This window comes from Sinorhizobium americanum (assembly GCF_001651855.1).
In the GTDB taxonomy this organism is placed as follows: domain Bacteria; phylum Pseudomonadota; class Alphaproteobacteria; order Rhizobiales; family Rhizobiaceae; genus Sinorhizobium; species Sinorhizobium americanum.
This window is the reverse complement of record NZ_LNQC01000076.1, coordinates 140,592-163,058: the sequence shown is the minus strand read 5'-3', so window position 1 is coordinate 163,058 and position 22,467 is coordinate 140,592. Positions and strand designations below refer to the sequence as shown.

General features: G+C 62.9%; 20 protein-coding genes and 1 riboswitch. Of the genes, 14 read left to right on the top strand and 6 right to left on the bottom strand.

All coding sequences use genetic code 11. The features are described from left to right. Nucleotides 1-21 precede the first annotated feature (21 nt). Nucleotides 22-1,836, bottom strand: a complete 1,815-nt coding sequence (locus tag ATC00_RS24860; RefSeq protein ID WP_064254803.1) for an ABC transporter ATP-binding protein — start codon at nucleotides 1,834-1,836, stop codon at nucleotides 22-24. Nucleotides 1,837-2,338: 502 nt separating this feature from the next. Between ATC00_RS24860 and galE the strand changes: the two genes are divergently transcribed. Beyond that, nucleotides 2,339-3,319 carry a UDP-glucose 4-epimerase GalE gene (galE, locus tag ATC00_RS24855; RefSeq protein ID WP_064254802.1) on the top strand — a complete coding sequence of 327 codons (981 nt, stop codon included), beginning with the start codon at nucleotides 2,339-2,341 and terminating at the stop codon, nucleotides 3,317-3,319. An 18-nt stretch (nucleotides 3,320-3,337) separates the two neighbouring features. On the opposite strand, the gene ATC00_RS24850 is transcribed toward galE, so the two are convergent. Genes ATC00_RS24850 through exoY form a run of 4 tightly spaced genes read right to left on the bottom strand, consistent with a single transcriptional unit; the run spans nucleotide 3,338 to nucleotide 7,651 of the window. Further along, nucleotides 3,338-4,345: an acyltransferase family protein gene (locus ATC00_RS24850; protein WP_064254801.1), complete on the bottom strand. Its 1,008-nt coding sequence runs from the start codon at nucleotides 4,343-4,345 to the stop codon at nucleotides 3,338-3,340. Between the two features lie 20 nt (nucleotides 4,346-4,365). Continuing rightward, nucleotides 4,366-5,646: an O-antigen ligase family protein gene (locus ATC00_RS24845; protein WP_064254800.1), complete on the bottom strand. Its 1,281-nt coding sequence runs from the start codon at nucleotides 5,644-5,646 to the stop codon at nucleotides 4,366-4,368. Nucleotides 5,647-5,650: 4 nt separating this feature from the next. After that, nucleotides 5,651-6,916, bottom strand: coding sequence for a polysaccharide biosynthesis/export family protein (locus tag ATC00_RS24840; protein WP_064254799.1), 1,266 nt, complete (start codon nucleotides 6,914-6,916; stop codon nucleotides 5,651-5,653). Nucleotides 6,917-6,970: 54 nt separating this feature from the next. Beyond that, entirely contained in the window at nucleotides 6,971-7,651 is a 681-nt protein-coding gene (gene exoY / locus ATC00_RS24835; protein ID WP_064254798.1) for an exopolysaccharide production protein ExoY, read from the bottom strand. A 780-nt stretch (nucleotides 7,652-8,431) separates the two neighbouring features. Between exoY and exoX the strand changes: the two genes are divergently transcribed. The 12 genes from exoX to ATC00_RS24780 all read left to right on the top strand — a co-directional run bounded on the left by exoX (nucleotide 8,432) and on the right by ATC00_RS24780 (nucleotide 20,455). After that, nucleotides 8,432-8,722 (top strand): exopolysaccharide production repressor ExoX, encoded by a 291-nt coding sequence (exoX, locus tag ATC00_RS24830; protein ID WP_064254797.1) that lies wholly within the window; start codon nucleotides 8,432-8,434, stop codon nucleotides 8,720-8,722. Nucleotides 8,723-8,951: 229 nt separating this feature from the next. Then, a complete protein-coding gene (locus ATC00_RS24825) occupies nucleotides 8,952-9,977 on the top strand; it encodes a glycosyltransferase family 2 protein (protein WP_064254796.1) in 1,026 nt (341 codons plus the stop codon). Nucleotides 9,978-10,011: 34 nt separating this feature from the next. Continuing rightward, nucleotides 10,012-10,158 carry a hypothetical protein gene (locus tag ATC00_RS32820; RefSeq protein WP_156878020.1) on the top strand — a complete coding sequence of 49 codons (147 nt, stop codon included), beginning with the start codon at nucleotides 10,012-10,014 and terminating at the stop codon, nucleotides 10,156-10,158. Nucleotides 10,159-10,401: 243 nt separating this feature from the next. Then, on the top strand, nucleotides 10,402-10,887 hold the full coding sequence (locus ATC00_RS24820) for a thermonuclease family protein (RefSeq protein WP_234782418.1): 486 nt from the start codon (nucleotides 10,402-10,404) through the stop codon (nucleotides 10,885-10,887). A 39-nt stretch (nucleotides 10,888-10,926) separates the two neighbouring features. Next, entirely contained in the window at nucleotides 10,927-11,184 is a 258-nt protein-coding gene (locus ATC00_RS24815; protein ID WP_064254794.1) for a hypothetical protein, read from the top strand. Between the two features lie 788 nt (nucleotides 11,185-11,972). Further along, nucleotides 11,973-12,767, top strand: coding sequence for an endo-1,3-1,4-beta-glycanase ExoK (exoK, locus tag ATC00_RS24810; protein ID WP_082912548.1), 795 nt, complete (start codon nucleotides 11,973-11,975; stop codon nucleotides 12,765-12,767). A 109-nt stretch (nucleotides 12,768-12,876) separates the two neighbouring features. Then, nucleotides 12,877-14,088: a glycosyltransferase family protein gene (locus ATC00_RS24805; RefSeq protein WP_064254793.1), complete on the top strand. Its 1,212-nt coding sequence runs from the start codon at nucleotides 12,877-12,879 to the stop codon at nucleotides 14,086-14,088. Further along, nucleotides 14,085-15,080 carry a glycosyltransferase family 2 protein gene (locus ATC00_RS24800; RefSeq protein WP_064254792.1) on the top strand — a complete coding sequence of 332 codons (996 nt, stop codon included), beginning with the start codon at nucleotides 14,085-14,087 and terminating at the stop codon, nucleotides 15,078-15,080. The genes ATC00_RS24805 and ATC00_RS24800 overlap by 4 nt, the downstream gene beginning before the upstream one ends. Next, on the top strand, nucleotides 15,077-16,003 hold the full coding sequence (locus ATC00_RS24795; protein WP_064254791.1) for a glycosyltransferase family 2 protein: 927 nt from the start codon (nucleotides 15,077-15,079) through the stop codon (nucleotides 16,001-16,003). The genes ATC00_RS24800 and ATC00_RS24795 overlap by 4 nt, the downstream gene beginning before the upstream one ends. Further along, the gene (locus ATC00_RS24790; RefSeq protein ID WP_064254790.1) at nucleotides 16,000-17,046 is read left to right on the top strand and encodes a glycosyltransferase family 2 protein; all 1,047 of its coding nucleotides are present in this window, start codon (nucleotides 16,000-16,002) and stop codon (nucleotides 17,044-17,046) included. The genes ATC00_RS24795 and ATC00_RS24790 overlap by 4 nt, the downstream gene beginning before the upstream one ends. Before the next feature lie 4 nt (nucleotides 17,047-17,050). Then, a complete protein-coding gene (locus ATC00_RS24785) occupies nucleotides 17,051-17,956 on the top strand; it encodes a UTP--glucose-1-phosphate uridylyltransferase (protein ID WP_037380461.1) in 906 nt (301 codons plus the stop codon). A gap of 135 nt (nucleotides 17,957-18,091) precedes the next feature. Beyond that, nucleotides 18,092-20,455, top strand: coding sequence for a polysaccharide biosynthesis tyrosine autokinase (locus ATC00_RS24780; RefSeq protein ID WP_064254789.1), 2,364 nt, complete (start codon nucleotides 18,092-18,094; stop codon nucleotides 20,453-20,455). Between the two features lie 108 nt (nucleotides 20,456-20,563). Here the strand turns inward: ATC00_RS24780 and thiD are convergent, their stop codons facing one another. Continuing rightward, nucleotides 20,564-21,382 carry a bifunctional hydroxymethylpyrimidine kinase/phosphomethylpyrimidine kinase gene (thiD, locus tag ATC00_RS24775; protein ID WP_064254788.1) on the bottom strand — a complete coding sequence of 273 codons (819 nt, stop codon included), beginning with the start codon at nucleotides 21,380-21,382 and terminating at the stop codon, nucleotides 20,564-20,566. Nucleotides 21,383-21,438: 56 nt separating this feature from the next. Continuing rightward, a riboswitch (TPP riboswitch) is annotated at nucleotides 21,439-21,541 on the bottom strand. Between the two features lie 219 nt (nucleotides 21,542-21,760). Between thiD and ATC00_RS24770 the strand changes: the two genes are divergently transcribed. Beyond that, on the top strand, nucleotides 21,761-22,420 hold the full coding sequence (locus ATC00_RS24770; RefSeq protein ID WP_064254787.1) for a peroxiredoxin: 660 nt from the start codon (nucleotides 21,761-21,763) through the stop codon (nucleotides 22,418-22,420). Nucleotides 22,421-22,467: the final 47 nt, after the last annotated feature.

Below are 22,467 nucleotides of genomic sequence, written 5' to 3'. Positions count from 1 at the left end.
GCACGGTTGCGACGCCCCCGCTCAGCCATCGCTGAGCACGAGCCCCTTCGTCAGTTCCAGCGCCTGTCTTTCGAAGAGGCTCCGGTAGATGCCGCCCTTGAGGCGGATGAGCGTGTCGTGATCGCCCTCCTCGGAGATGCGGCCGCGATCGAACACCAGCAGGCGATCGAGTGCTCTGACGGTCGATAGCCGATGGGCGATCACCAGCGTCGTGCGGCCGGTCATCAGCCGTTCCATGGCTTTCTGGATCAACACCTCGGATTCGGAATCGAGACTCGACGTCGCTTCGTCCAGGATCAGGATCGGCGCATCCGCCAGGAAGGCCCGGGCGATGGCAACCCGCTGGCGCTCGCCGCCGGAAAGCTTGACGCCCCGCTCGCCGACCATCGTTGCATAGCCTTTCGGCAGCCCGCAGATGAAGTCGTGCGCGCTCGCCAGACGCGCGGCCTCCTCGATCTCGTGCTGCGTCGCGCCGGGCCGCCCGTAGGCGATGTTCTCGGCAAGCGAGCGGTGGAACAGGATCGGCTCCTGCTGGACGATGGCGATCTGCTGGCGGAGCGACGCCTGCATGCTGCCGGCGATGTCCTGCCCGTCGATCAGAACCTGGCCCGATTTCACGTCATGCAGCCGCTGGATGAGTTTGACGAAGGTCGTCTTGCCCGAGCCGGAATGTCCGACGAGGCCGACGCGCTCACCGGCGCGGATCGTGACCGAGAATCCGTCATAGAGCGGCGCCCGGTGGGCTCCGTAATGAAAGGTCACGTTGCGGAACTCGATCTTGCCGTCGGTGATCTGGATCGGCCGTGCTCCCGAACGATCTTCGACGCCGAGCGGCTGCGCATGGATTGCGACGAGTTCCTCCATGTCGTTGACCGAGCGCTGCAGGTGCCGGATATCCATGCCGATCTCCCGCAGATAGCCCTGCAGGATGAAAAAGGAGGTGAGCACGAAGGTGATGTCGCCGGCGCTCGCCTCCCCCTTCGCCCAGAGCATCAAGGCAGAACCGATGATTGCTGCGCGGACCAGGAGCAGCATGGCGCCTTGCGCCGTGCCGTTCAGCGTCGCGCGCGACCAGGTGCGCCGGGTGCGGTTCTCCCACTTCCGGAGCACCTTCGCCAAGCGGGCCTCTTCGCGCTTCTCCGCGCCGAATCCCTTGACGACGGCGTTGCAGCTCACCGCATCGGCGAGCGCACCGCCAAGCCGCGTGTCCCAGCTGTTGGCGAGGCTTGCCATCGGCGCCACATAGCCGAGCGACAACAGGACCGTGACCGCTATGAAGAGGACGGACCCAAGGCCGACGATCGCGCCCATGATCGGCCAGTGCCAGGCCATCAGCGCCGTCGAGCCGATGAGCATCACGACCGAGGGAAACAGCGCGACGAGCAGCGTGTCGTTGAAGAGGTCCATCGCCCACATACCACGCGTCACCTTGCGCACGGTCGAGCCGGCGAAGCTGTTGGCGTGCCATTCGCTGGAGAAGCGCTGAATGTGGTGGAACGCAGCAGCCGCGATGTCGGACATCATTCTCAGCGTCAGGCTGACGATGATCATGATGGCGGCGTGCTTGAAGACAATGGCGCCGAGCGAAAGGGCGAGCATGATCAGGAAGGCCGAGAGCGCGGCATTCCAAGCGATTGCATCGCTCGCCGCGCCCGAGACGATCGCATCCACCAGACGGCCGGCATAGAGCGGCGTCAGCACATCGGCAAGCGTGGCAAGGAGCACTGTGCCAAGGATGCCGGCAAACCGCATCGGCTGTTTCTTCCAGTGCGCCCAGGAAAAGCGAAAAACATTGCGGAAGGCACGATCGCGCGCCGCAAAACGAGTGAACGCCATAGGATTTGCCCGGTGGCAGCGCACCGGCCCCGATATCTGATCAGCAAGGGAATGCCGCCCGGAACGAATGCGCGTGCGGCATTGATGAAACGGCGCCGTCTCCGAAAAAGGAGGGGGCCAGACGGTGCGGGATCCGTCAGCAGTCAGGAAGCGCAAGCGCTCCCGTTCACGAAGTCAGGATCGTGGACCGCCCCAAAGGGAGAAGCAATAGGCTGTCATCGTAACCTCCCTGTTCTGATTGCCGGAGGACTGCTTATAGTTGAATACGTGAATAGAGCCAAGCGCGAATATTGTGCTCGCCGCGAGCGATAGCGAAGTGCTGCATGTCTGCCACAGTCGCTTATGCCTTCGCAGACGCCTGCGAAGCGCAGCAGCCTTCGCCATTGTTTAGAGTGCCATCTTTTGCAGAACTTACATATTGTGTTGAAAAATCGCCGCTATTGGTTGCGAAAGCCAATGACGCTCCATCCCGGTTTCTGAAAGTCACTTCCTGAGGTTGCCCGTGAAGAACAACAACATCCTCGTCGTCGGCGGTGCCGGCTATATCGGCTCCCACACCTGCCTCCGACTGGCCGAAAAGGGCTACCACCCGGTCGTCTACGACAATCTTTCCAACGGTCATGAAGAATTTGTCCGCTGGGGCGTTCTGGAGAAGGGCGACATTCGCGATCGGCGGCGCCTTGACGAAGTGCTGTCCCGCCATCGGCCGCGGGCGGTCCTGCATTTCGCGGCGATGATCGAGGTCGGCGAGTCGGTCAAGGATCCGGTCGCCTTCTACGACAATAATGTCATCGGAACGCTGACCCTGTTGTCGGCGACGCTTGCCGCCGGCATCGAGGCTTTTGTCTTCTCGTCCACCTGCGCCACCTACGGTCTGCCCGACAGCGTGCCGATGGACGAAACGCACAAGCAGGCGCCAATCAACCCCTATGGCCGGACCAAGTGGGTCTGCGAGCAGGCGCTCAAGGACTACGGCCTCTACAAGGGCCTGCGCTCCGTCATCCTGCGTTATTTCAACGCCGCCGGCGCCGATTTCGAGGGCCGCATCGGCGAATGGCACGAACCGGAGACGCATGCGATTCCGCTGGCGATCGACGCGGCGCTTGGCCGGCGCGAAGGGTTCAAGGTCTTCGGAACCGATTATGAGACGCGCGACGGCACCTGCGTGCGCGACTATATCCATGTTCTCGACCTCGCCGATGCGCATGTGCGAGCCGTCGATTACCTGCTCGAGGGCGGCGACAGCGTCGAGCTCAATCTGGGCACCGGCACGGGGACAACCGTGAAAGAGTTGCTCGGGGCGATCGAAAAGGTCTCCAGGCGACCGTTCAATGTCAGCTATGTCGGCCGCCGCGAGGGCGACTCGACGACGCTCGTCGCCAACAACGACAAGGCACGGCAAGTGCTCGGCTGGGAGCCGCAATACGACCTGGCGGCAATCACCGAATCCGCCTGGAACTGGCATTCGCGCCGAAACGGCTGAGCAACAGGCAGGCTCGGCCTACTGGGCGGCAGGCCCGGTAAGGCCGACGGTCGACGGCGACGTCCGTCCCTGTTGCACGAGCGGGCGCTCGAGAAACGCATAAGCTGCGATTCCGGCCAGCGTCCCCGCTACGATCGCCAGGCCCATCGAGATCGCCGCGGGCAGGCCCAATATACCGCCGGCCTTGGCGACGACCGAGATCGCGAAGGCGTGCCAGAGGTAGATCGAATAGGAAGCATTGCCGAGCAGGGCCGGCAGGTTCAGCATCGGCACCCGTCCGCTTGCCTCGAGCGACAGCGCTCCGAGAACGAGGAGGACGGCGAGCGGCCCGGTCGTGCGTTCGTCGAAGGGAAGATGGAGGCCTCCGATCAGGGCGAAGCCGCCGAGCGAGCAGGCGATCAACGAAGAACCGATCGTCGCCCCGGGAACCTTCCCCCGGAGCCAGAACTCTCCGAGGATCATGCCCGCGACGAATTCGAGGATGATCGGTCGCGTATAGGTCAGCAAGAGAGCATTTTCACTGCGAGCAACCAACCCGACCGCGACCAGCGCCATGAAGAGGCCGGTGATGGCCGGGAGGCGCAAATGGCGCGGCAGCAGCAGGGATGCCGCGAACACGGCGTAAAAGAGCATCTCGAAATTCAGCGTCCAGCCCTGGACGAGCACCGGCCAGATCTCGCCGCTGCTCGGCGAGCGGACTGGAATGAAGACCAGCGAGGCCAGGACGTGGTCGAGGGTCAGCACCAAGTTGGGAAACAGCCCTGCCAGCGCGCCGGAAATCATGACGGCCGTCGCAAACCAGTAGACCGGGACGATGCGGCGGAGGCGATCGGCGATGAATTTCGCGGGGGTCACCGGCCGCCGGTCGCAGATGACCCACATGATGAAGCCGCTGATGACGAAGAAGACGTCCACACCGGCCGCTCCGATCGTAAAATCGTGGCCGGTCTTCTCGGCGGCGTGAAAGATCACGACTGCGAGCGCCGCCGCCGCCCGAAGATACTGAATCGCCCGGATCGTCCCCATCGTCCCCTCTGACCGTAATGTCACATAGTGGGCCGCGGCCGATAGGCCGGCGCGTGCCCGTCGCCCGGCCAAAGCCAGGTCACCGCCTGGCGGCGGCGGGCGATCGTCAATTTCCCTGCGGTAAGGTAAAGCAGGAAGGATCCGACATGGTACGGGTTCATGATGTCGATCTCGACGAAGGAGCGGATGAGAAGGAGCATGGCGATGCCGAACAGCACCATGGCCTCCGCGTCACGGTCCTCGGACAGCAGACGCTTCAATTGCCCGAACACCGCCGTGAGCAGCAGCATCGTCAACAGCAGCAGGCCGACCAATCCGGTTTCGACGGCGGCCTCGATATAGGTGTTGTGAAAGTGGAAGCCGGAGCGGGCGGTGATGTAGAACTCTTCCCACAGACGCTCCGCCTCGGAAAATCCCTGGACCCAATAGGCCTGATAGCCGATGCCGAAGATCGGCGACGCCTGCGCCGCTTCTATTCCTTGCTGCCACAGATAGGTGCGGCCGGTGAGCGTCGAATCCTTGCCGAATGCGCCGAGGACGAGATCGATGGCACCGGCATAGATCAGTGCAACCGCGGCGACACTGCCGAAAACCGCCACGCCGATAAAGAGCCCCTTCCGGCTCGCGGGCCTGAGCGCCGTGATCGCGCGCATGCCGACGCAAAGTCCGAGGATCGCGACTGTCGTCAGCACCGACGTCGCCGATTGGGAGGCGAACAGCGCATAAGCGGAGATTACGCCTGCGCCCCCGGCAGCGGCCCACCAGACGCCCCGCTCGCCAAGAACGGCGACGGCCATGAAGGCGAAGTAGATGCCGAGCGAGGCATAGAAGCCCAACTGGTTCTTGGAAGCGAATGCGCCGACGAAGCTGTAGGTGCCGTCGAGCGGGTCGTAGTGGTAGACGCCGAAGAGCAGCGAATAGACGAGCACGATGGCGACGCCCGCAATGGCGCCGCGGGTGAGTGTGCGGATGTCGATGACCCGCATGGCGATGAGCGCGCAGACGATGTGGCTCACATATTGAATCCCGGCTCGCGCCGTCACGCCGGGCGCGGCCGACCAGAACGTCGAAAGACAGGCAAGGACCACGAAGGCGAAAATCCACACGAACCTGCCGTAATTGCCGAGGACCTTGCGGTAGTCGACGAGAACGAGCGGCAGCCACAGACCGTAATAGGCGAGGATGGAAATCGGCCCGAAACGGGTCGAATAGGCGAAGACGAACAGCGAAAGAGCCACGGCTGCGGTGCCGTAAAGCCCATTCGCTTCAGGATCTATGAGGCTCGCCTTGCGAATCCGCATGCATTCACCGCATTGCCACGGCGGCATTGACCTTGATTACGTCGCCCGGAAGCACCGGCGTCGTTTCGGTCGCCGCGATCTCCTTCGACTTCCCGTCCTCTTCGCGAATGATCGAATAGGTGATGTTTGCAGCCTGCTCGTCCAATTGTGCCGCCTCGGCCGACTGCATGAGCGCCTCGGTCATCAGGTCGCGGCTGGTGCCGAGCTTCAGCGTCAGCGTGTCGAGTTCGGCTTCGGTATTTTGCAGCTCCTGGGCGAGTTGCGCATCCCAGTCGTTGCGCAGGTTGGATTCGTCCTGCGTCGCCTTGCTGACGTCCTGCTTGGCCTTCAGCGAGGTCGTGTCGATGTCGAGAAGTTGCGACTGGACGTCCGCCACCCGCTGCTCGAGCGAGAGCTTGCGCTGGCTGAGCGCCAGGCCCTTCTCGGCAAGGCTGTCGACCTTGTCCAGGTCCTCGGTGGCGAGCTCGAACTGACGCTGCTGCGTTTCGGATTTCTTCGCCAGCGAGTCGATCTCGCTCTGCAGCAGCGATTTGAGATCAGCCAGGGCGTCGAGCTGACGTTCCTGCCGCTTGTCGCGCGACACCATCAGAGCCGTCTCGCTTTCGAGCAGCTTGTCGACACCGGGGACGTTCTTGAGCTCCTCCGGCAACGTGATCTTGTCGTGCTTGGCGATTTCCGCCTGAAGGCGGGCTCGGCGAATGAGCAGGCGGTTGCGCTCCGCCACCTGGACGGACGAATCGCCGTTCGCAGCGATATAATCGCGTGCAAAGCGCTGGCCGGTCGGGCCCCGGCGCAGTCCGCCGCCAAGGCTGATTGCCTTGAGTACGGTGAGATTGGGGGCATAGGGATATTCGCCTGGCGTCTCGACCTCACCGTAGAGATAGACCGGACGGTATTGCGCCATCTCGACCGAGGCTGACGGCCGGTCACGAAGCCCGAAGAGCTTTTGCATCTTGATGCCGATCTCTTCAGCGAGTTCCGTGGTCGTGCGGCCGGAGGCAGGCAGGTCGCCGACAAAAGGCAGCGACACGTTGCCGGAGGCTCCGACCGTGTATTCTCCGCCGACAGCCGACCAATCCCGGACCGCGCCCTCGGCGGTCTGCCATTCGGCAACGCGAATCCGCAACTTGTCCATGACGCCGAGGCGATAATCGTCCGCCCGAGCCATGCCCGCACCAGACAAGACAAGTGCCGCGCAGAGCGCGACGCGGGCGAAATGGAAAAGCTTGCGGGAGCCGGCTGGCACCCCTGGAACTCTGATCGATTGCATCTGGGATTTCCCGTTGCTTGACGTTGCGCTCAGTCGCGAGCCGACGCCAAGATTTCAGTAGCTGCCGCGGGAGAGGCAGACAGCGGGGATGGTCTTGAAGACGATGACGAGGTCGGCAAGGAGCGACCAGTTCTGGACATAATGGGTATCGAAGGCCACCCGGGTGGCATAGGACACATCGTTACGACCGCTGATCTGCCAGAGGCCGGTCAGGCCCGGACGCGAGCGCAGATAGAACTCAGCGGCAGCGTCGTAGAGCTCCAGTTCGTCTTCGACCACCGGACGCGGGCCGACGATGCTCATTTCACCACGAATGATGTTGATGAGCTGCGGGAGTTCATCGAGGCTGAGCTTGCGAAGGACGCTTCCGACGACGGTAACGCGCGGATCGTACTGCAGCTTGCGGGTCGTGCGCCACTCTTCGTAGGCGGCAGGATTCGACTTGAGGAATTCCTGCAGCACCCGATCGCCGTTTTCCATCATCGTGCGGAACTTGAGGCACTTGAAGGTCTGGCCGTTGTGGCCGATGCGGCGGTGGCCGTAAAAAATGCTGCCGCCATCGGAGAGCTTTACCAGCGTCATGACGAGCAGGAAAAGCGGACTGAGGGCGATTAGTGCCACGATGGCAATGAGAATGTCGAAGCTTCGCTTTGATATTCCGCCGATCGGCCGGATCGCACCGGTCTCCTGGGGAATAAAAAAAGCCGTACTGGCCGAGCGAGTCGCGGACTTCATAGAGGTGACTCCATTTACGTTGGCGATTGTCGGTCCCGAGGGACGGAGCGTCATCTAGCGCGAGTGTATGGTGAGAATTTGATTTTTGAAGGCGGAATGATGGCAGCGGCAGCGCACACCGCCACGAGGGTGTTTAGCGGGCGTGCCGGTCAGAGACTATTACAAAATTTTAAGTATACGGTTTGGAGTTCAGCGCTAAAATAGTTGCGTTCGTCCTCGCCCCATTCAAACATCGGCGCGCGTTCATTATTTGCGATGGCTAAAGTATTGTATTTGACGCATCAATTTTTCACTGGCGGCGACGACGGCTTTCCGGCGTGAAGATTTAAAAAGTCCGACTTTTGGCAGTGATTGTTGCATTGCATCATTTTATTGCGCTGCACATATTCTCCAGCCAAGGCCCTGCTGGCTGTAACAAAAGTTGATCGCGGAAAATGGCTGCGGCAGAGACAAAAATTACAACAAACAGAATGAGTTCGCATTTTCCCCTGTGAATTTAGGGGCCGTGGCAGCGAGTCATTTTCGACCGCTGCACTTCGCGGAAAAATAATCCCCTAAATCCGTCGAACATATCAGTGATTGTGTCGTTTAACCCTCGGACCCATTCTAATTGCTCGGTCTACCTAAAGATGACGGAAAGCTTTTCAGGATAAGAACTGTAGCGACAAAGTTGCATTTTGCAGGTTGAAGAGAAAAGCGACCGCTAATATAGTGGGAAAAAGGAGCGAGGGCGGGAGTGCAATGACGGTTCCACGAGCAAATCGGAAAGCGGGGTAGGCAATGTTCGCACCACGCTTCGTCATGAGCATGTTCGGCGCGCTGGCGGCGTTTGCCATAGCAACGTATTTTCTAACCGGATCGCTCGCCACGACGGCCATCCAGACGTTGCTCTGTGCCGTTCTGATACAGGTCGGGTATTTTCTCGCGGTGCTTTTCATGGTGTGGAAGGAGGCGCGCGAGCGCCGAAAGTCGTCTCCCGGCAAGCTGCCGGCGGATCCGACAAGTGACGAAAAGCAGGTGACCAAGGTTCCCCTGCGCCGGCTGAACCGTCCCGGCCACTTTAATTCCTGACCGCTTTCCGGGCTCCTTCGCACGTGCGAAAAAATCTTGCCCTTTGACGCGTTTGCGACATGATCGCCATGCATGTTCCCTCTTGCCCGCTCCAGGGCCCTCTGCCCTCCCCGGCGCAGAAGGTCCTTTAGCGCACCGAATTGCTGCGTGTTCTTACCTCGAATCGTCCAGTCGAAGGCAACGAGCCCGGACCGCAACAAGACCCATCCGAGACCCGCTGGAGGCCCGTATGAACGCAGCCGCGCCGACGAATGTCTGCATTATCATTGCCGCCAAGAACGCCGCCGAGACGATCGCCCAGGCCATCCTTTCGGCGCTCGCAGAGCCGGAAGTCGCGGAAGTCGTCGTCATTGACGACGGGTCGACCGATAATACCGCCGCCGTGGCGCGCGCCGCCGACGACGGCAGCGGACGTCTGAACGTGGTCCGCTTCGACGAGAACCGCGGACCCGCCGCGGCCCGCAACCATGCGATTGCCATTTCCGAATCGCCGCTCGTGGGCATACTGGATGCGGACGATTTCTTCTTCCCCGGGCGGATGCGCCAGTTGCTCGCGCAGGACGGCTGGGATTTCATCGCCGACAACATCGCCTTCATCGACGCGGCGCAGGCAATCGGCGCGGCGCGCAGGATCGACCGCTTCGCGCCGAGACCTCGCCTGCTCGACCTGGTCGGCTTCGTCGAAGGCAACATATCGCGCCGCGGCGTGCGGCGTGGCGAAATCGGTTTCCTGAAGCCGCTGATGCGGCGTTCGTTCCTGGACCAATTCGACCTTCGCTATAACGAGACCCTGCGCCTCGGCGAGGATTTCGACTTCTATGCTAGGGCGCTCGCGCGCGGTGCGCGCTACAAGATCATCCATAGCTGCGGCTATGCGGCGGTCGTGCGCGCCGATTCCTTGAGCGGCAGCCACCGAACGGTCGACCTGCGGCGCCTCTACGAGGCCGACCGCGCCATCCTCGCCGAGGCCCGTCTGAGCCGCGAAGCCACCGCGGCGCTGCGGCGGCACGAGCGCCATATCCGCGACCGATACGAGCTGCGGCATTTCCTCGACATCAAGCGCAATAAAGGGACCGCGGCGGCGTTTGCCTATGCGCTGGCAAACCCCGGCGCCCTCCCGGCGATCGTCGGCGGAATCGCCGCCGACAAGACCGAACACCTGCGGCGCTCCCGGTCCGCAGCCCCGATGGCGCTCGGCGGATCCGGTGATGTCCGCTACCTGCTCGACGCCTTTGCGCTGGAGCGAGCGGAATAGACGCGGCCCGACGACCAAACAAGCCTGTAGCCCCATGGCGCCAGCAGGAACGCTTTTCCCCGCGCAGCGTTACCCCGGCATGGTCAACAACTACCGGGATAGCGAAATGAAAGGCATCGTTCTCTGGCTGATGGGTGTTCCCCTGATCGTCATCGTCCTGCTCTACATGTTCGTCTTCTGACGCAGTCTTGCGAGGATGCGGTGTTACTGAAGGGGCTGGCGCCCCTTCAGGGGCGAAGGGCAGATATCCACTGGTCTCGAACCAGGCCCCTAGTTTTTCAAGGATGCGAACGGCAAGCTGCTTGAGCTAGATTCAGCGCCACAACAGGGGCTGGATGGACGCATGATCGGCAGTCGGATCGCCGTAAGAACCCTCGCTGAAGAAAAGCGGCCACGCGCACGGTCGGCTTCCCCGTGCTCTCCTATGCGAACGGCGACGATCGCGCTTGCCCTGCTGACCACGCCGGGCGCGTGCGCCGCGGCCGGCCCGCTCCGCGGCGACGCTTTCGTGATCGATGGCGATACCATCAAAATTGGAGGCGAGCGCATCCAGCTTTACGGAGTGGATGCACCCGAGGATTGGCAGTTTTGCCGCGACGAAACAGGGGCGGACTATCAGTGCGGCAAGAAAGCGGCGCTGGCCCTTGAGGCGTTTCTGTCGGCATCCCGCCCCACCCGCTGCAGGTTCGCCGGCCGCGACCGCTACGGTCGCTATATCGGCGCATGCTTCCGAGCGGACGGCAAGGACGTCAACCAGTGGCTGGTTGAATCCGGCCATGCCGTCAGCCGTGAAGAAAATCACGACAAGGGACTGTACGCCGCCGCACAGGAAATGGCACGATCCGTCGGAGCCGGCATGTGGCGCGGGCAAGCCAGGGCAGAAGGCTCCAACCACGTAGCGGAAGAGTAAGCTGAGGGTTCTTCCTCGGCAGGTGTCAAGTGAGAGTCGATGATCGTCGAGTTCTGGATTTTCTGCGCCATCGCGACCGCGGTCGTCGCCGCGGTCAGGGGCGGACATAGTCTTCTTTGGTTGCTGATCGGATGTGTGCTGGGCCCCGTCGGCCTGCTGGCGGCGATCCTGAAATCTTCGCTGAAATCAAGTGAACCGATTGTCGCGGCCGAGCGTCAGGCGGAACTTGACGACATGAAGAAGCCTCTCCGAGGGGGCGATCGCGATACCATCTCGGCCAAGCGCAGGAACGAGTAGTCCGCTCGCATTGATTGCTGCATCCGGGCCGAGAGCGGCTCCCCCTACTCCGTAAAAAACCCGCCGATTGCGCGGCGGGCTTGCTTTGGTACTGAAAGCACTAAAGTATGGACACACTATTGTCTTGGGCGCGGCGATTTACCAGTAACATTTTAGGGGATGTCTTGCATTGCAAGCCGCGGCGGGATGGCGCCGGTGGCGGGCGCAACTCCTCAAAGATGCGAATCGATTAACCTGGCGCCGCGGAAGGCGCGGGGGCAACGCCCGCCTCATCCTTGCCGTATTTCCCCTCGGCGACCGTCAAAAGCGCAGTTCGGCGCCGGAAAAATCGCGTCTCTCCAGCGAAATTCACAGCCGCACCACACAACCCGCGATTGCCCCCAAATTTTGCGGGGCACAGTTTTCGCAACATGCGGCGAAACAGGGATTTAGCCGGGATGACGTCGTCAGGCCGATGCCGGCCCGGTCGCGAAAACTTCGCCGCTGGGGTGCGCTGCAGCATAGCTTCGTTCGGTTTTCTGCTGCACTGCCATATTTTCTCTTTGCAAATGCCCTAGTTTGTTCGCCGTGAGCTTAAGTCTGCTTCGTTGAAACGGCGCCATGAGGCGCCGCCCGAGAGGAGTGACCGATATCGCGAGTATGGGCGCTTATGTCCCGACGCAGAGTGACCTCGCGCGCGATGTGCTGCTTCGGGGTGGCGCGCTTGCGCGCCCTTTCCACAACCCTCAGTCGAGCCTCGCTCGGGCTCCCATGCCCCCACCCGAATCCGCAGCAAAGGCAGCAAGACAATGAAATCCGACCGTTACGGGCGCCTGTTGTGCCTCGCCCTTGTCACCGCACTTCCGCTCACTTGCAACGTGAGCAGCGCCACCGCGCAGGACGGTGCCAAAGGCACCTCGTTCATCGATGACTTCGACAAGCTGGACAGAAAGCTCTGGTACGTCTCGGACGGCTGGGACAACGGCGCGCACCAGAATTGCACCTGGTCGAAGAAGCAGGTGAAGATCGTCAATGGAGTTCTCGAACTGGGTTTCGAGGAACGCAAGGAAGGCAAGCGCAACTTCGCCTGCGGCGAGATCCAGACGCGCAAGCGTTTCGGCTACGGCACCTACGAGGCGAGAATCAAGTCGGCGGACGGTTCCGGGCTGAATTCGGCCTTCTTCACCTATATCGGCCCGACCGACAAGAAGCCGCACGACGAGATCGATTTCGAGGTGCTCGGCAAGAACACCGCGAAAGTGCAGATCAACCAGTATGTATCGGCGAAGGGGGGCAACGAGTTTCTGGCCGATGTGCCGGGCGGTGCCAACCAGGGATTCAACGATTATGCCTTCGTCTGGGAGAAGGACCGGCTACGCTACTATATCAACGGCGAGCTGGTCCACGAGGTCACCGATCCCGCCAAAATACCGGTGAACGCCCAGAAGATTTTCTTCAGCCTGTGGGGAACGGAGACGCTCAGCGATTGGATGGGCACCTTCTCCTATAAGGAGCCGACAAAGCTCCAGGTCGATCGGGTCGCCTTCACGGCCCCTGGTGGCAAGTGCCAATTCCCCGAGTCGGTGGCCTGCCGGCTGGATTGACCGCAATCTGAGCAACTGACCATTTAATGAGCAATTGCAACAACTTGTTGCGGTGCACAAAAAACTGAACTAAGCTCGGCCCGGGCTGAGCAGGGAAACGGATGTTTTCATGCTGCAGATACTCTATTTGGCACAGGACCTTGCCGACCCCGCCGTGCGGCGAAGAACGCTGACGCTGCTCGCCGGTGGCGCTCATGTCACGCTGGCGGGCTTCCGCCGCGGCGCCAACCCGCTTGCAGCCGCGAGCGGCGTCGAGCCAATCGAACTCGGAACGACAGCGGACGGGCGCTTCGCCCAGCGGCTCGGCGCCGTCGCCGCGGCCTGCCTGTCGCTGAAAAGCAGGCTCGGCCATCTTCGCAAGCCCGACCTCATCATCGCCCGCAATCTCGAAATGCTCGCCGTCGCCAAACGCGCCGTGACGCTCTTCGGCGGCGACGTTCCGATCGTCTACGAGTGCCTCGACATCCACCGGCTGATGCTGCGCAGGGACATGGTCGGGCGGGCGCTCCGCGCCGCCGAGGCGCGCCTCGGCCGAGACGCCCGTTCGTTGATCACCAGTTCGCCGGCCTTCATCGAACACTATTTCCGCCCCCTTTCGGGCCTCGAGGCGCCGCCGATGCTGCTCGAGAACAAGGTTCTTGAAATCGACGGGAGCACGCTGCCGGCGGCCGTCCCAGCCCGGTATCCGCAGCCCGGTGCGCCCTGGAGGATCGGCTGGTTCGGAGCGCTGCGCTGCCGCAAGTCACTCCACCTCCTCGCCGAATTTTCCCGCCGGATGGAAGGACGCTTCGAAGTCGTTCTGCGCGGCAGGCCCGCCTATTCGGAACTCAGGGATTTCGACGGCTTCGTGCAAAACGAGCCGTTCATGCGGTTCGACGGCGCCTACCGGAATCCGGAGGACCTCGCGGAGATCTACGGTGCTGTCCACTTCACCTGGGCGATCGACTTCTTCGAGGAGGGCCAGAACTCCAACTGGCTATTGCCCAACCGGCTCTATGAAGGATGCCGCCACAGGCGCGTCCCGATCGCGATGAAGGGTACGGAGACGGCGCGCTTTCTCGCCGTGCGTGGCATCGGTCTCGTGCTCGAGGAAGCCAATCCCGACGCCCTCGCCGCGCTTCTGGGCTCGATGACGCCGGACAAGTTTTCCGAAGCCGCCGACCGCATCGGCCGGTGTCACCCTGCCACCTGGGTGTTTGACCGCTCGGACTGCGAGACGCTTGTGCGGCGGCTGGCGACGCTCACCCACGACGCAACGCAAACGATCATTCCGGCCGCTGCCCTTGCGGAAGCCCGTCACAACGAAAGTGGATTGCTATGACCGCGGACAGCCCGGCGTCGACCTCGACCCTCGTCGTCATCCCTTGCCTCAATGAAGCGCTGCATATCGAAGCGCTTGTCGCGAAGCTGCGTCCGTCGCTTGGCGTCATTAACGCGAAGATCGTCATCGCCGACGGCGGCAGTGACGACGGCACGCGCGAGATCGCGCGCCGCCTCTCCGAAGAGGATCCACGCGTCCTCTTCCTCGACAATCCGAAGCGAATCCAGAGCGCGGCAGTCAACCGGGCCGTCGCCGAACTCGGTTCGGGCTTCGACTACCTGATCCGCATCGACGCGCATGCGAGCTACCCCGACGATTATTGCGAGCGTCTCGTCGAGGAAGCGCTTGCAACCGGAGCCGACTCGGTCGTGGTCGCCATGCAGACCGAGGGTTTCGGTACCTTCCAGAAAGCGACGGCCTATGCCCAGAACTCCAAGCTCGGCAATGGCGGCTCCAAGCACCGGACCGGTGCCGCCGGCCACTGGGCCGAGCACGGCCATCATGCCCTGATGCGCATTGCCGCCTTCACGGATGTTGGTGGCTATGACGAGACCTTCAGCCACAACGAAGATGCCGAACTGGATTTTCGCTTGGGCAAAGCCGGCTATCGGATCTGGATGACGGACAGGACCAGCATGATCTACTATCCGCGCACCCGAATCGTGCCGCTGTTCAAGCAGTATTTCGGCTATGGCCGCGGCCGCGCCAGGAACATCCTCAAGCACCGCGCCATGCCCGGCCTTCGGCAGGTGTTGCCGCTTGGCGTCGCGCCCGTCGCATTCGGCGCGCTTCTCGCCATCATCAACTGGGCGGCGATCATACCCTTCGGCGTCTGGGCAGCGGCGTGCCTTGGCTATGGCGTCTGGATGGCGGTCGGCCAGCGCAACCCCTACGGGCCGCTGGCGGCGCTGTCGGCCATGGTCATGCATCTCGCCTGGTCCGCCGGCTTCTGGCGGGAACTCCTTGATTTCCGGCGGCGGGTAGCTCAATGAGCGCGCCCCTTCAGATCGACATCGGCGTCTGCACATTTCGCCGGCCCGAGCTCGCCGCGACGCTTCGATCGCTCGCAGCAGTGACGGTGCCCGCAAGGGCGTCGCTTCGCGTCATCGTCGCCGACAACGATTCCACGCCGAGCGCCCGGGCGCTCGTCGAGAAATTGCGGCCGGAAATGCCGTTCGAGGTCACCTATCTCCATTGCCCGGCGTCGAACATTTCGATCGCCCGCAACGCCTGCCTCGACAACAGCACCGGCGACCTGCTCGCGTTCATCGACGATGACGAGACCGCCTCGAGCGACTGGCTGGTCAGCCTCCTGGAAGAGGCGCAGGCGAGCGGCGCGGACGCGGTCCTCGGCCCGGTCCGGGCCCACTACGCGCCGGCGGCCCCCGCCTGGATGCGCCGGGGCGACTTCCACTCGACTTTGCCGGTGTGGGTGAAGGGTGAAATCCGCACGGGCTATACCTGCAACGCGCTGCTCAGAATCAGGGCCCCCTCGCTCCATGGCCGCCGCTTCAAGCTCGCGCTCGGCCGGAGCGGAGGCGAGGACACGGACTTCTTCACCGGCATGCACCAGGCCGGCGGAACGATCGCCTTTGCCGCGGACGCCTGGGTGCATGAGCCGGTGCCGGTAAGCCGGGCCTCGTTTGCGTGGTTGGCCAAGCGGCGCTTCCGTTCCGGCCAAACGCACGGACGGCTGCTGGCGGAAAAGGCGCGCGGTGCGGGCCAGCCGCTGAACCTTGCGCTCGCAGCCTCCAAGGCGGCCTTTTGTGCATGCGCCGCGGCTCTCTTTTTGCCCTTAGTCATCCGGCGAAATCGCTATGCGCTGCGCGCCGTGCTGCACGCCGGCGTGATCAGCGGCCTCCTCGGCCACAAGGAGCTCGAGCAATACGGAGCCGCCGAGGTGACCTCCCGATGACCGCGCCCGTCAACCCTCCTGTCCACACGCCTACGAACGAACCCATCCCCGACGTCACCTTCGTGGTCGCCGCCTATAATTCCGCCGACACGATCACCCGCTCCATCGCCAGCGCCCTTGCCCAGGACGGCATCACGGTCGAGGTGATCGTTGTCGACGATTGCTCCTCGGATGACACAGTTGCTCTCGTCACTGCGATTGACGACCCTAGGGTCCGGCTCATTGCGCTCGAGCACAATCGCGGCCCGGGCGGGGCCCGCAATGCCGGCTTGGCGGCGGCACGCGGCCGCTGGATCGCCGTTCTCGATTCGGACGATACGGTGCGACCGGCAAGACTGGCGCGGATGGTTACGCGCGCCGAAGCGGCAGGAGCGCAGATCGTTGTCGACAATCTCGACGTGCTGTCTCTCGACGGAAGCAATGTCCGGATGTTCGAGGACGCCCATCTCGAAGCACTGCCGGAACTGACGCTGCCAGCCTTTATCGAATCGAATGTGATTTTCCGATCCGAGCACAATTTCGGCTACATGAAGCCGGTGTTCGAGCGCCGCTTCCTGGCCGATCATGACCTTGCCTTCGATGAGTCGCTCAGGATCGGCGAGGATTACATCCTGCTCGCATCCGCGCTTGCCTGCGGCGGCCGTTGCGCGGTGGAGCCCTCGGCCGGTTACACCTATCACATCCGCGAGGGCTCGATTTCCCGCGTGCTGAAACTCGAGCACATCGACGCGATGATGGCGGCAGACGAGGCGTTCCTGCAGCGATACGCGCTCGACCCGCTGTCGCGAAAGATGCAGCGCAAGCGTGCGCGCGGCTTTCGCCAGGCGCGCTCGTTTCTTCTCTTCGTCGAGTACCTGAAAAAGAGATCGTTGGCTGGAGCGCTGAAGACAGCGCTCGCCGACCCGATAGCGCTTCGGCATCTCAGGATGCCGATCGCCGCGCGATTGCGCCGCCTGGCGGCGCGGGCGCCGCAACCCGCCCCGATCACGGTGGCGGCTGAACGATCCCCGCTGGGCAATGATCCTCACACAAGCAAAGGATAACAAAATGGACCGCATCAGGACCGTCAGGAAAGCAGTGATCCCCGTTGCCGGGAACGGAACGAGATTCCTTCCCGCGACAAAGGCCGTGCCGAAGGAGATGTTGACGATCGTCGACCGCCCAGTCGTCCAGTACGCCGTCGACGAGGCGCGCCAGGCCGGCATCGAGCACATCGTCTTCGTCACCAGCCGCAACAAGCAGGTGATCGAGGACCATTTCGACGACACCCCCGAACTCATCTCGTCGCTGTCGCGCTCCGGCAAGAATGCGCAGATCTCGGAGCTCGAAGCGATGCTGCCGGCGGCAGGATCGGTCAGCTTCACGCGCCAGCAGGCGCCGCTCGGCCTCGGCCATGCCGTCTGGTGCGCACGCGACCTGATCGGCGACGAGCCCTTCGCACTGCTGCTGCCGGACATGGTGTCCTTCGGTGCACGCGGCTGCATGGCCGGGCTCATGGATCTCTATCGCGAGGTCGGCGGCAATGTCGTCGCCGTCGAGCAATGCGCGCCCGAGGAGGCCTCGAAATACGGCATCGTCGGCAAGGGCAATACGGTGCGTCACGGCTTCTCGGTGACCGAGATGATCGAAAAGCCGCCGGCGGGCCAGGCGCCGTCCAATTACTATCTCAACGGCCGCTATATCCTGCAGCCGGAGATCTTCTCCATTCTCGCGCATCAGGCACGCGGCGCCGGCAACGAGATCCAGCTGACCGACGGCATGCTGAATCTCTCGGCAAATCAATCCTTCCATGCCCATCCCTATGAGGGCCGGACCTTCGACTGTGGTTCGAAACAGGGCTTCATCGAGGCCAATGTCGCCTTCGCCCTCGCTCGCGCCGACATTGGCGACGTCGTGTTCGAATCCGTTCGCGAGATCGTCCTGTCTCACGAAAGCCGCATCCGCGCGGCATAAGCCCAAACTCCCGGCGGCCGCGCAAGGCCGCCGGGACCACAGCGCCGCGCGTCCTGCGGGACGCAGACAGATCGCTGCAGCACTTTGAAATACTGCATGTTTTGAAGGAAGCATGCAGGAGGACCGGAGAAAAAGATGAACAGAACGGCCCCCATGAAACAGAGAAGTGTGCCCTTGAGCATCGTGCCCCGCGAAGAACAATCGGACGGCTTTATCGATCTCGACCGTCTGCTGGCCGTCGTCGTCCGCCGGGCAAGGCTCGTTGCAGCTTTCGTCGTGCTCTTCATCTTGCTCGGGGCCGCCTATCTGCTGTTCGCTACCCCCTATTACACCTCGCTGACGCAGATCCTCCTCGACGACAACCTGTCGAAATATGCCGAGGAAGAACCGGTGCCCACCAACAGCCAGATGCTCGATACGCAGATCGCCAGCGCGGTCGAGATCCTGAAGTCCGGAGAGCTGGCGCTGCGGGTGGTCGACAAGCTCAACCTTTCGGAGAACGATACGATCGTCAATCCGCCCCGTGCGCCTGCCGCCGTCGTCAAGGACTGGCTGAAGACGGCGACCGGCCTCTTCTCGGGCGGGCCGGGCGTTTCGGAGGAAGCGGCGCGCAACGGCCGCCGGCTGAAAGCCTCGGCAATTCTGCAGCAGTCGCTCTATGTGGAACGCGTCGGCCGCAGTTCGGTGATTGCGCTTTCCTTTCGATCGAGCGATCAGCAGCTTGCCGCAAATATCGTCAGGACCTATGCCGAAGCCTATCTGACGGACCAGCTGAACGCCAATTTCGAAGCGACCGAACGAGCCTCGGTGTGGCTGCAGGAACGGCTCGACGATCTCAGGCAGCGCTCGCAGGCGGCCGCCCTGGAGGTCGAGCAGTTCCGCAGCGAGAATGGCCTGACCGCGGCGCGCGGCGAACTGATGTCCGAACAGCAGCTCGCCGATCTCAACAGTCAACTGATCGTCGCGCAGGCCGACACGGCCAGCGCCTCGGCGCGCTACGAGCAGTTCAAGTCGATCATCGACCAGGGGCCGGAGGCCGCCGTCAACAATGCCACCATCTCTCCCAAGGAGGGTGACAATTCGGTGATCCGGGAGCTGCGCACCCGCTATCTCGGCATCGGCAAACGCGAGCAGGAGGTGGCGCAGAATTTCGGCGAGGACCATCCGCAGGCGGTTTCGCTTCGGGCCGAGAAGGAGGACATCGGCCGGCAGATCTATCAGGAACTGCAGCAGCTGACGGCAAGCTACAAAAACGAGTTCGAAGTCGCCCGCTCGCGCGAGGCCTCGCTGCGCAAGAGCATCGAGGGGATCGCCGGCAAGAATTCCGACGCCAGCAAGTCGCTGGTGCAGTTGCGCGTCCTCGAGCAGAAGGCCGCGGCGCTGAAGACGCTCTACGAATCCTATCTCGGCCGCTACGAACAGGCGACGCAGCAGCAGTCCTTCCCGATCGCCAAGGCGCGGGTCATTTCCGAAGCCGGCGTCCCGACGGCGCCGTCGAGCCCGAAGAAGACCATGACCCTGGCGCTTTCGGCCGTACTCGGATTGATGTTCGGAGGCGCCTATGCCGCATTCCTCGAATTCCGCGAAAGGACATTCCGGCTTGAAGGCGAAGTGCGCTCCGTGCTCGGCCACCGATCGCTCGGCTATGTTCCGCTGATCGGGTCGCGGCCGAAGAAAACGACGCAACTCGTGCGGGCCCGGTTCGGATCGGACCGACAACCGCACGACCCTTCGGAAGGTGCCACGCCATTCCAACGCCTGTCGCGGATCGTGCTCGACGCGCCGCGCTCCGCCTTCGCGGAGACGTTCCGGAATGCCAAGCTCGCCTGCGACCATATGCTCCCCGGGAACGAGAGCCGCGTCATCGCGATCGTCTCGGCCCTTCCGGACGAGGGCAAGTCGATCGTCGCGGCCAATTTTGCGGCGCTACTGGCCTCGAGCGGGAAGCGGACGCTGTTGATTGACGCAGACATCCGCAAGCCCGGCCTCACCCAAATGATCACGCCGGCTCCGCGCACGGGGCTGGTGGAGACGCTGACGGGAGAAGCGACCTGGCCTGCCGGCATCAAGGTGGACCAGCGCACGAAGCTCGCGATCCTGCCGGCCGGCGGCGGAGCGGCGGATCGCAGGCATCAGAGCAACGAACTGCTCGCCTCCCAGGCGATGGCGGGGCTCATCGAGAATGCCCGCAATTCCTTCGACTATGTCGTGGTCGATCTCGCCGCCCTCGCTCCGGTGGTCGACGCTAAGGCCTTCGCGCCGCTCGCCGACGGCGTGCTCTTCGTCGTCGAATGGGGCCGTACGCCATCGAGGCTCGTTCGGGACCTGCTCAATTCCGAGCCGCAGATCGATGCGAAGGTCCTGGGCGTGATCCTCAACAAGACCGACATGGACGAACTCGAGAAATACAGCGACTTCGGCGGTGCGGAGAAATATCGGCACCGCTACGGCAAGTACTATATCGAGGAAGGCGTCACGAACCGGCACACGGCCGCCTGACCGGCGAACTCCTGCGCGGTCCTATAGGCGGCCCCCGAATGGGGTCACCTATAGCTGCTGCAATTGCAGCTGGGGCGTGGCGGCAACCCCACGTAATAGGAGTCCGCCTCAGCGCCCCCACCATGCGTGGAAATGGTGTACCGGTCCCCGGCCCTCGCCCACCGTCAGCCTGTCGGCGGCGGAGAGCGCCGCGTGCAGATAGGCCTTTGCGGCGCCCACCGCCTCAGCGAGCGGCTGTCCCTTGGCAAGACCGGCGGCGATGGCGGCCGAAAGCGTGCAGCCGGTCCCGTGATCGTTGCGTGTCTCGATGCGCTTCGCCGGGAAGCGGACGAGCCGATCGCCGTCGAAGAAGAGATCCGTGGCGTCGCCGCCCTTCCGATGCCCTCCCTTGATCAACACCGAGCGCGCGCCAGACCCCACGAGCGCCTCGGCCTGGCGGGTCATCTCGGCTTCGTCTTCTGCGATCGGCCGGCCGGTGAGAAGTGCTGCCTCCGGCAGATTGGGCGTGACGACGATGGCCAAGGGCAGAAGCTCATGCATGAGCGCGGCCATGGCGTCCGGCTGCAGCAACGGATCGCCGGAGGTTGCGATCATGACCGGATCGACGACCGCGCGCCTCTCGAAGCGGCGCAGGCCTTCGGCGATGGCGGCGATCGTTTCCCGGCGCGAGACCATGCCGATCTTGATCGCCTTCACATCGAGATCGGAAAAGACCGCGTCGATCTGCGCGGTGACAATCTCCGGAGAGACGTCCTCGACGGCGGTGACACCCCTGGTATTCTGGGCCGTTATCGCCGTTACGACGCTGGCGCCATAGACGCCGAGGGCCGAGAAAGTCTTGAGATCGGCCTGGATGCCGGCCCCGCCGCCCGAATCCGATCCGGCAATGGTGAGCGCGATCGGCGGGAACGGCGTATGAGGCGGCATCGGTCGATCTCCCGGTGAAATCACGGATACCCGGGTGAAGGCGAAGACGGTGATGGAGGGCAGCCTCTTTCCGTTCCTACGCCGGCATGACCCGGATCAGGTTCAAGGGTCCGGCTCACCGCCGTCTCAGCGCCGTTCGGCGCTCCCCTCGGAATACCGGCATTCTATGCGACAGCGTTGCGGCGGTGTCAACGCTGCCGGCTCCCAGCGGTTCCTGCGGCCGGACCCGACATCTTCCTGATGGAAGATTTTTCTCAGAACTGGCAAAACCACGCTGCAGCTGTTTCTCTTACGCGGCCTGACGGCGCGTTTCGTCCTCGAAAACTCCGTTGATTGCGCTATTCTTGGGCCATCCCGCCGACCCGAAAGGAGCAAGCCATGAGCCTCCGCATCAACGACACTGCCCCCGATTTCACCGCCGAGACGACACAAGGCCCCGTCAATTTCCATGAATGGATCGGCGATGGCTGGGCCGTGCTCTTCTCGCATCCGAAGAATTTCACGCCCGTCTGCACCACCGAACTCGGTGCCATGGCCGGGATCGAAGGCGAGTTCCGCAAGCGCGGCGTCAAGATCATCGGCATTTCGGTCGACCCCGTCGACAGCCACGCCAAATGGAAGAACGACATCAAGGTCGCGACCGGCTTCGACGTCGAATATCCGCTGATCGGCGACCGGGATCTGAAGGTGGCCAAGCTCTACGACATGCTGCCGGCCGGCGCCGGCGACACGTCCGAGGGCCGCACGCCCGCCGACAACGCCACCGTGCGCTCCGTCTATGTCATCGGACCCGACAAGAAGATCAAGCTGATCCTCACCTATCCGATGACCACCGGCCGCAACTTCAACGAGATCCTGCGGGCGATTGATTCCATCCAGCTCACCGCCAAGCATCAAGTCGCCACGCCGGCAAACTGGAAGCAAGGCGAGGATGTCATTATCACGGCCGCCGTATCGAATGAGGACGCCATCCAGCGCTTCGGCTCCTTCGACACCGTTCTTCCCTATCTCAGGAAGACCAAGCAGCCGACAGCCTGAAGCCACTGGTAGCACGTGATGACCAACAGCCGCGAAGGGCCCGTGTT

What these genes read in the sequence shown, in the direction of transcription:
- ATC00_RS24815 (WP_064254794.1), top strand. Translation starts at nt 10,927, where the DNA reads ATGATCGTCGAGTTCTGGATTTTCTGCGCCATCGCGACCGCGGTCGTC.
- exoX (WP_064254797.1), top strand. Translation starts at nt 8,432, where the DNA reads ATGTTCGCACCACGCTTCGTCATGAGCATGTTCGGCGCGCTGGCGGCG.
- ATC00_RS24845 (WP_064254800.1), bottom strand. Translation starts at nt 5,646, where the DNA reads ATGCGGATTCGCAAGGCGAGCCTCATAGATCCTGAAGCGAATGGGCTT.
- ATC00_RS24850 (WP_064254801.1), bottom strand. Translation starts at nt 4,345, where the DNA reads ATGGGGACGATCCGGGCGATTCAGTATCTTCGGGCGGCGGCGGCGCTC.
- thiD (WP_064254788.1), bottom strand. Translation starts at nt 21,382, where the DNA reads ATGCCGCCTCATACGCCGTTCCCGCCGATCGCGCTCACCATTGCCGGA.
- ATC00_RS24780 (WP_064254789.1), top strand. Translation starts at nt 18,092, where the DNA reads ATGAACAGAACGGCCCCCATGAAACAGAGAAGTGTGCCCTTGAGCATC.
- ATC00_RS24820 (WP_234782418.1), top strand. Translation starts at nt 10,402, where the DNA reads ATGCGAACGGCGACGATCGCGCTTGCCCTGCTGACCACGCCGGGCGCG.
- exoY (WP_064254798.1), bottom strand. Translation starts at nt 7,651, where the DNA reads ATGAAGTCCGCGACTCGCTCGGCCAGTACGGCTTTTTTTATTCCCCAG.
- ATC00_RS32820 (WP_156878020.1), top strand. Translation starts at nt 10,012, where the DNA reads ATGGCGCCAGCAGGAACGCTTTTCCCCGCGCAGCGTTACCCCGGCATG.
- ATC00_RS24785 (WP_037380461.1), top strand. Translation starts at nt 17,051, where the DNA reads ATGGACCGCATCAGGACCGTCAGGAAAGCAGTGATCCCCGTTGCCGGG.
- ATC00_RS24790 (WP_064254790.1), top strand. Translation starts at nt 16,000, where the DNA reads ATGACCGCGCCCGTCAACCCTCCTGTCCACACGCCTACGAACGAACCC.
- ATC00_RS24825 (WP_064254796.1), top strand. Translation starts at nt 8,952, where the DNA reads ATGAACGCAGCCGCGCCGACGAATGTCTGCATTATCATTGCCGCCAAG.
- ATC00_RS24800 (WP_064254792.1), top strand. Translation starts at nt 14,085, where the DNA reads ATGACCGCGGACAGCCCGGCGTCGACCTCGACCCTCGTCGTCATCCCT.
- ATC00_RS24805 (WP_064254793.1), top strand. Translation starts at nt 12,877, where the DNA reads ATGCTGCAGATACTCTATTTGGCACAGGACCTTGCCGACCCCGCCGTG.
- ATC00_RS24795 (WP_064254791.1), top strand. Translation starts at nt 15,077, where the DNA reads ATGAGCGCGCCCCTTCAGATCGACATCGGCGTCTGCACATTTCGCCGG.
- ATC00_RS24860 (WP_064254803.1), bottom strand. Translation starts at nt 1,836, where the DNA reads ATGGCGTTCACTCGTTTTGCGGCGCGCGATCGTGCCTTCCGCAATGTT.
- exoK (WP_082912548.1), top strand. Translation starts at nt 11,973, where the DNA reads ATGAAATCCGACCGTTACGGGCGCCTGTTGTGCCTCGCCCTTGTCACC.
- ATC00_RS24840 (WP_064254799.1), bottom strand. Translation starts at nt 6,916, where the DNA reads ATGCAATCGATCAGAGTTCCAGGGGTGCCAGCCGGCTCCCGCAAGCTT.
- ATC00_RS24770 (WP_064254787.1), top strand. Translation starts at nt 21,761, where the DNA reads ATGAGCCTCCGCATCAACGACACTGCCCCCGATTTCACCGCCGAGACG.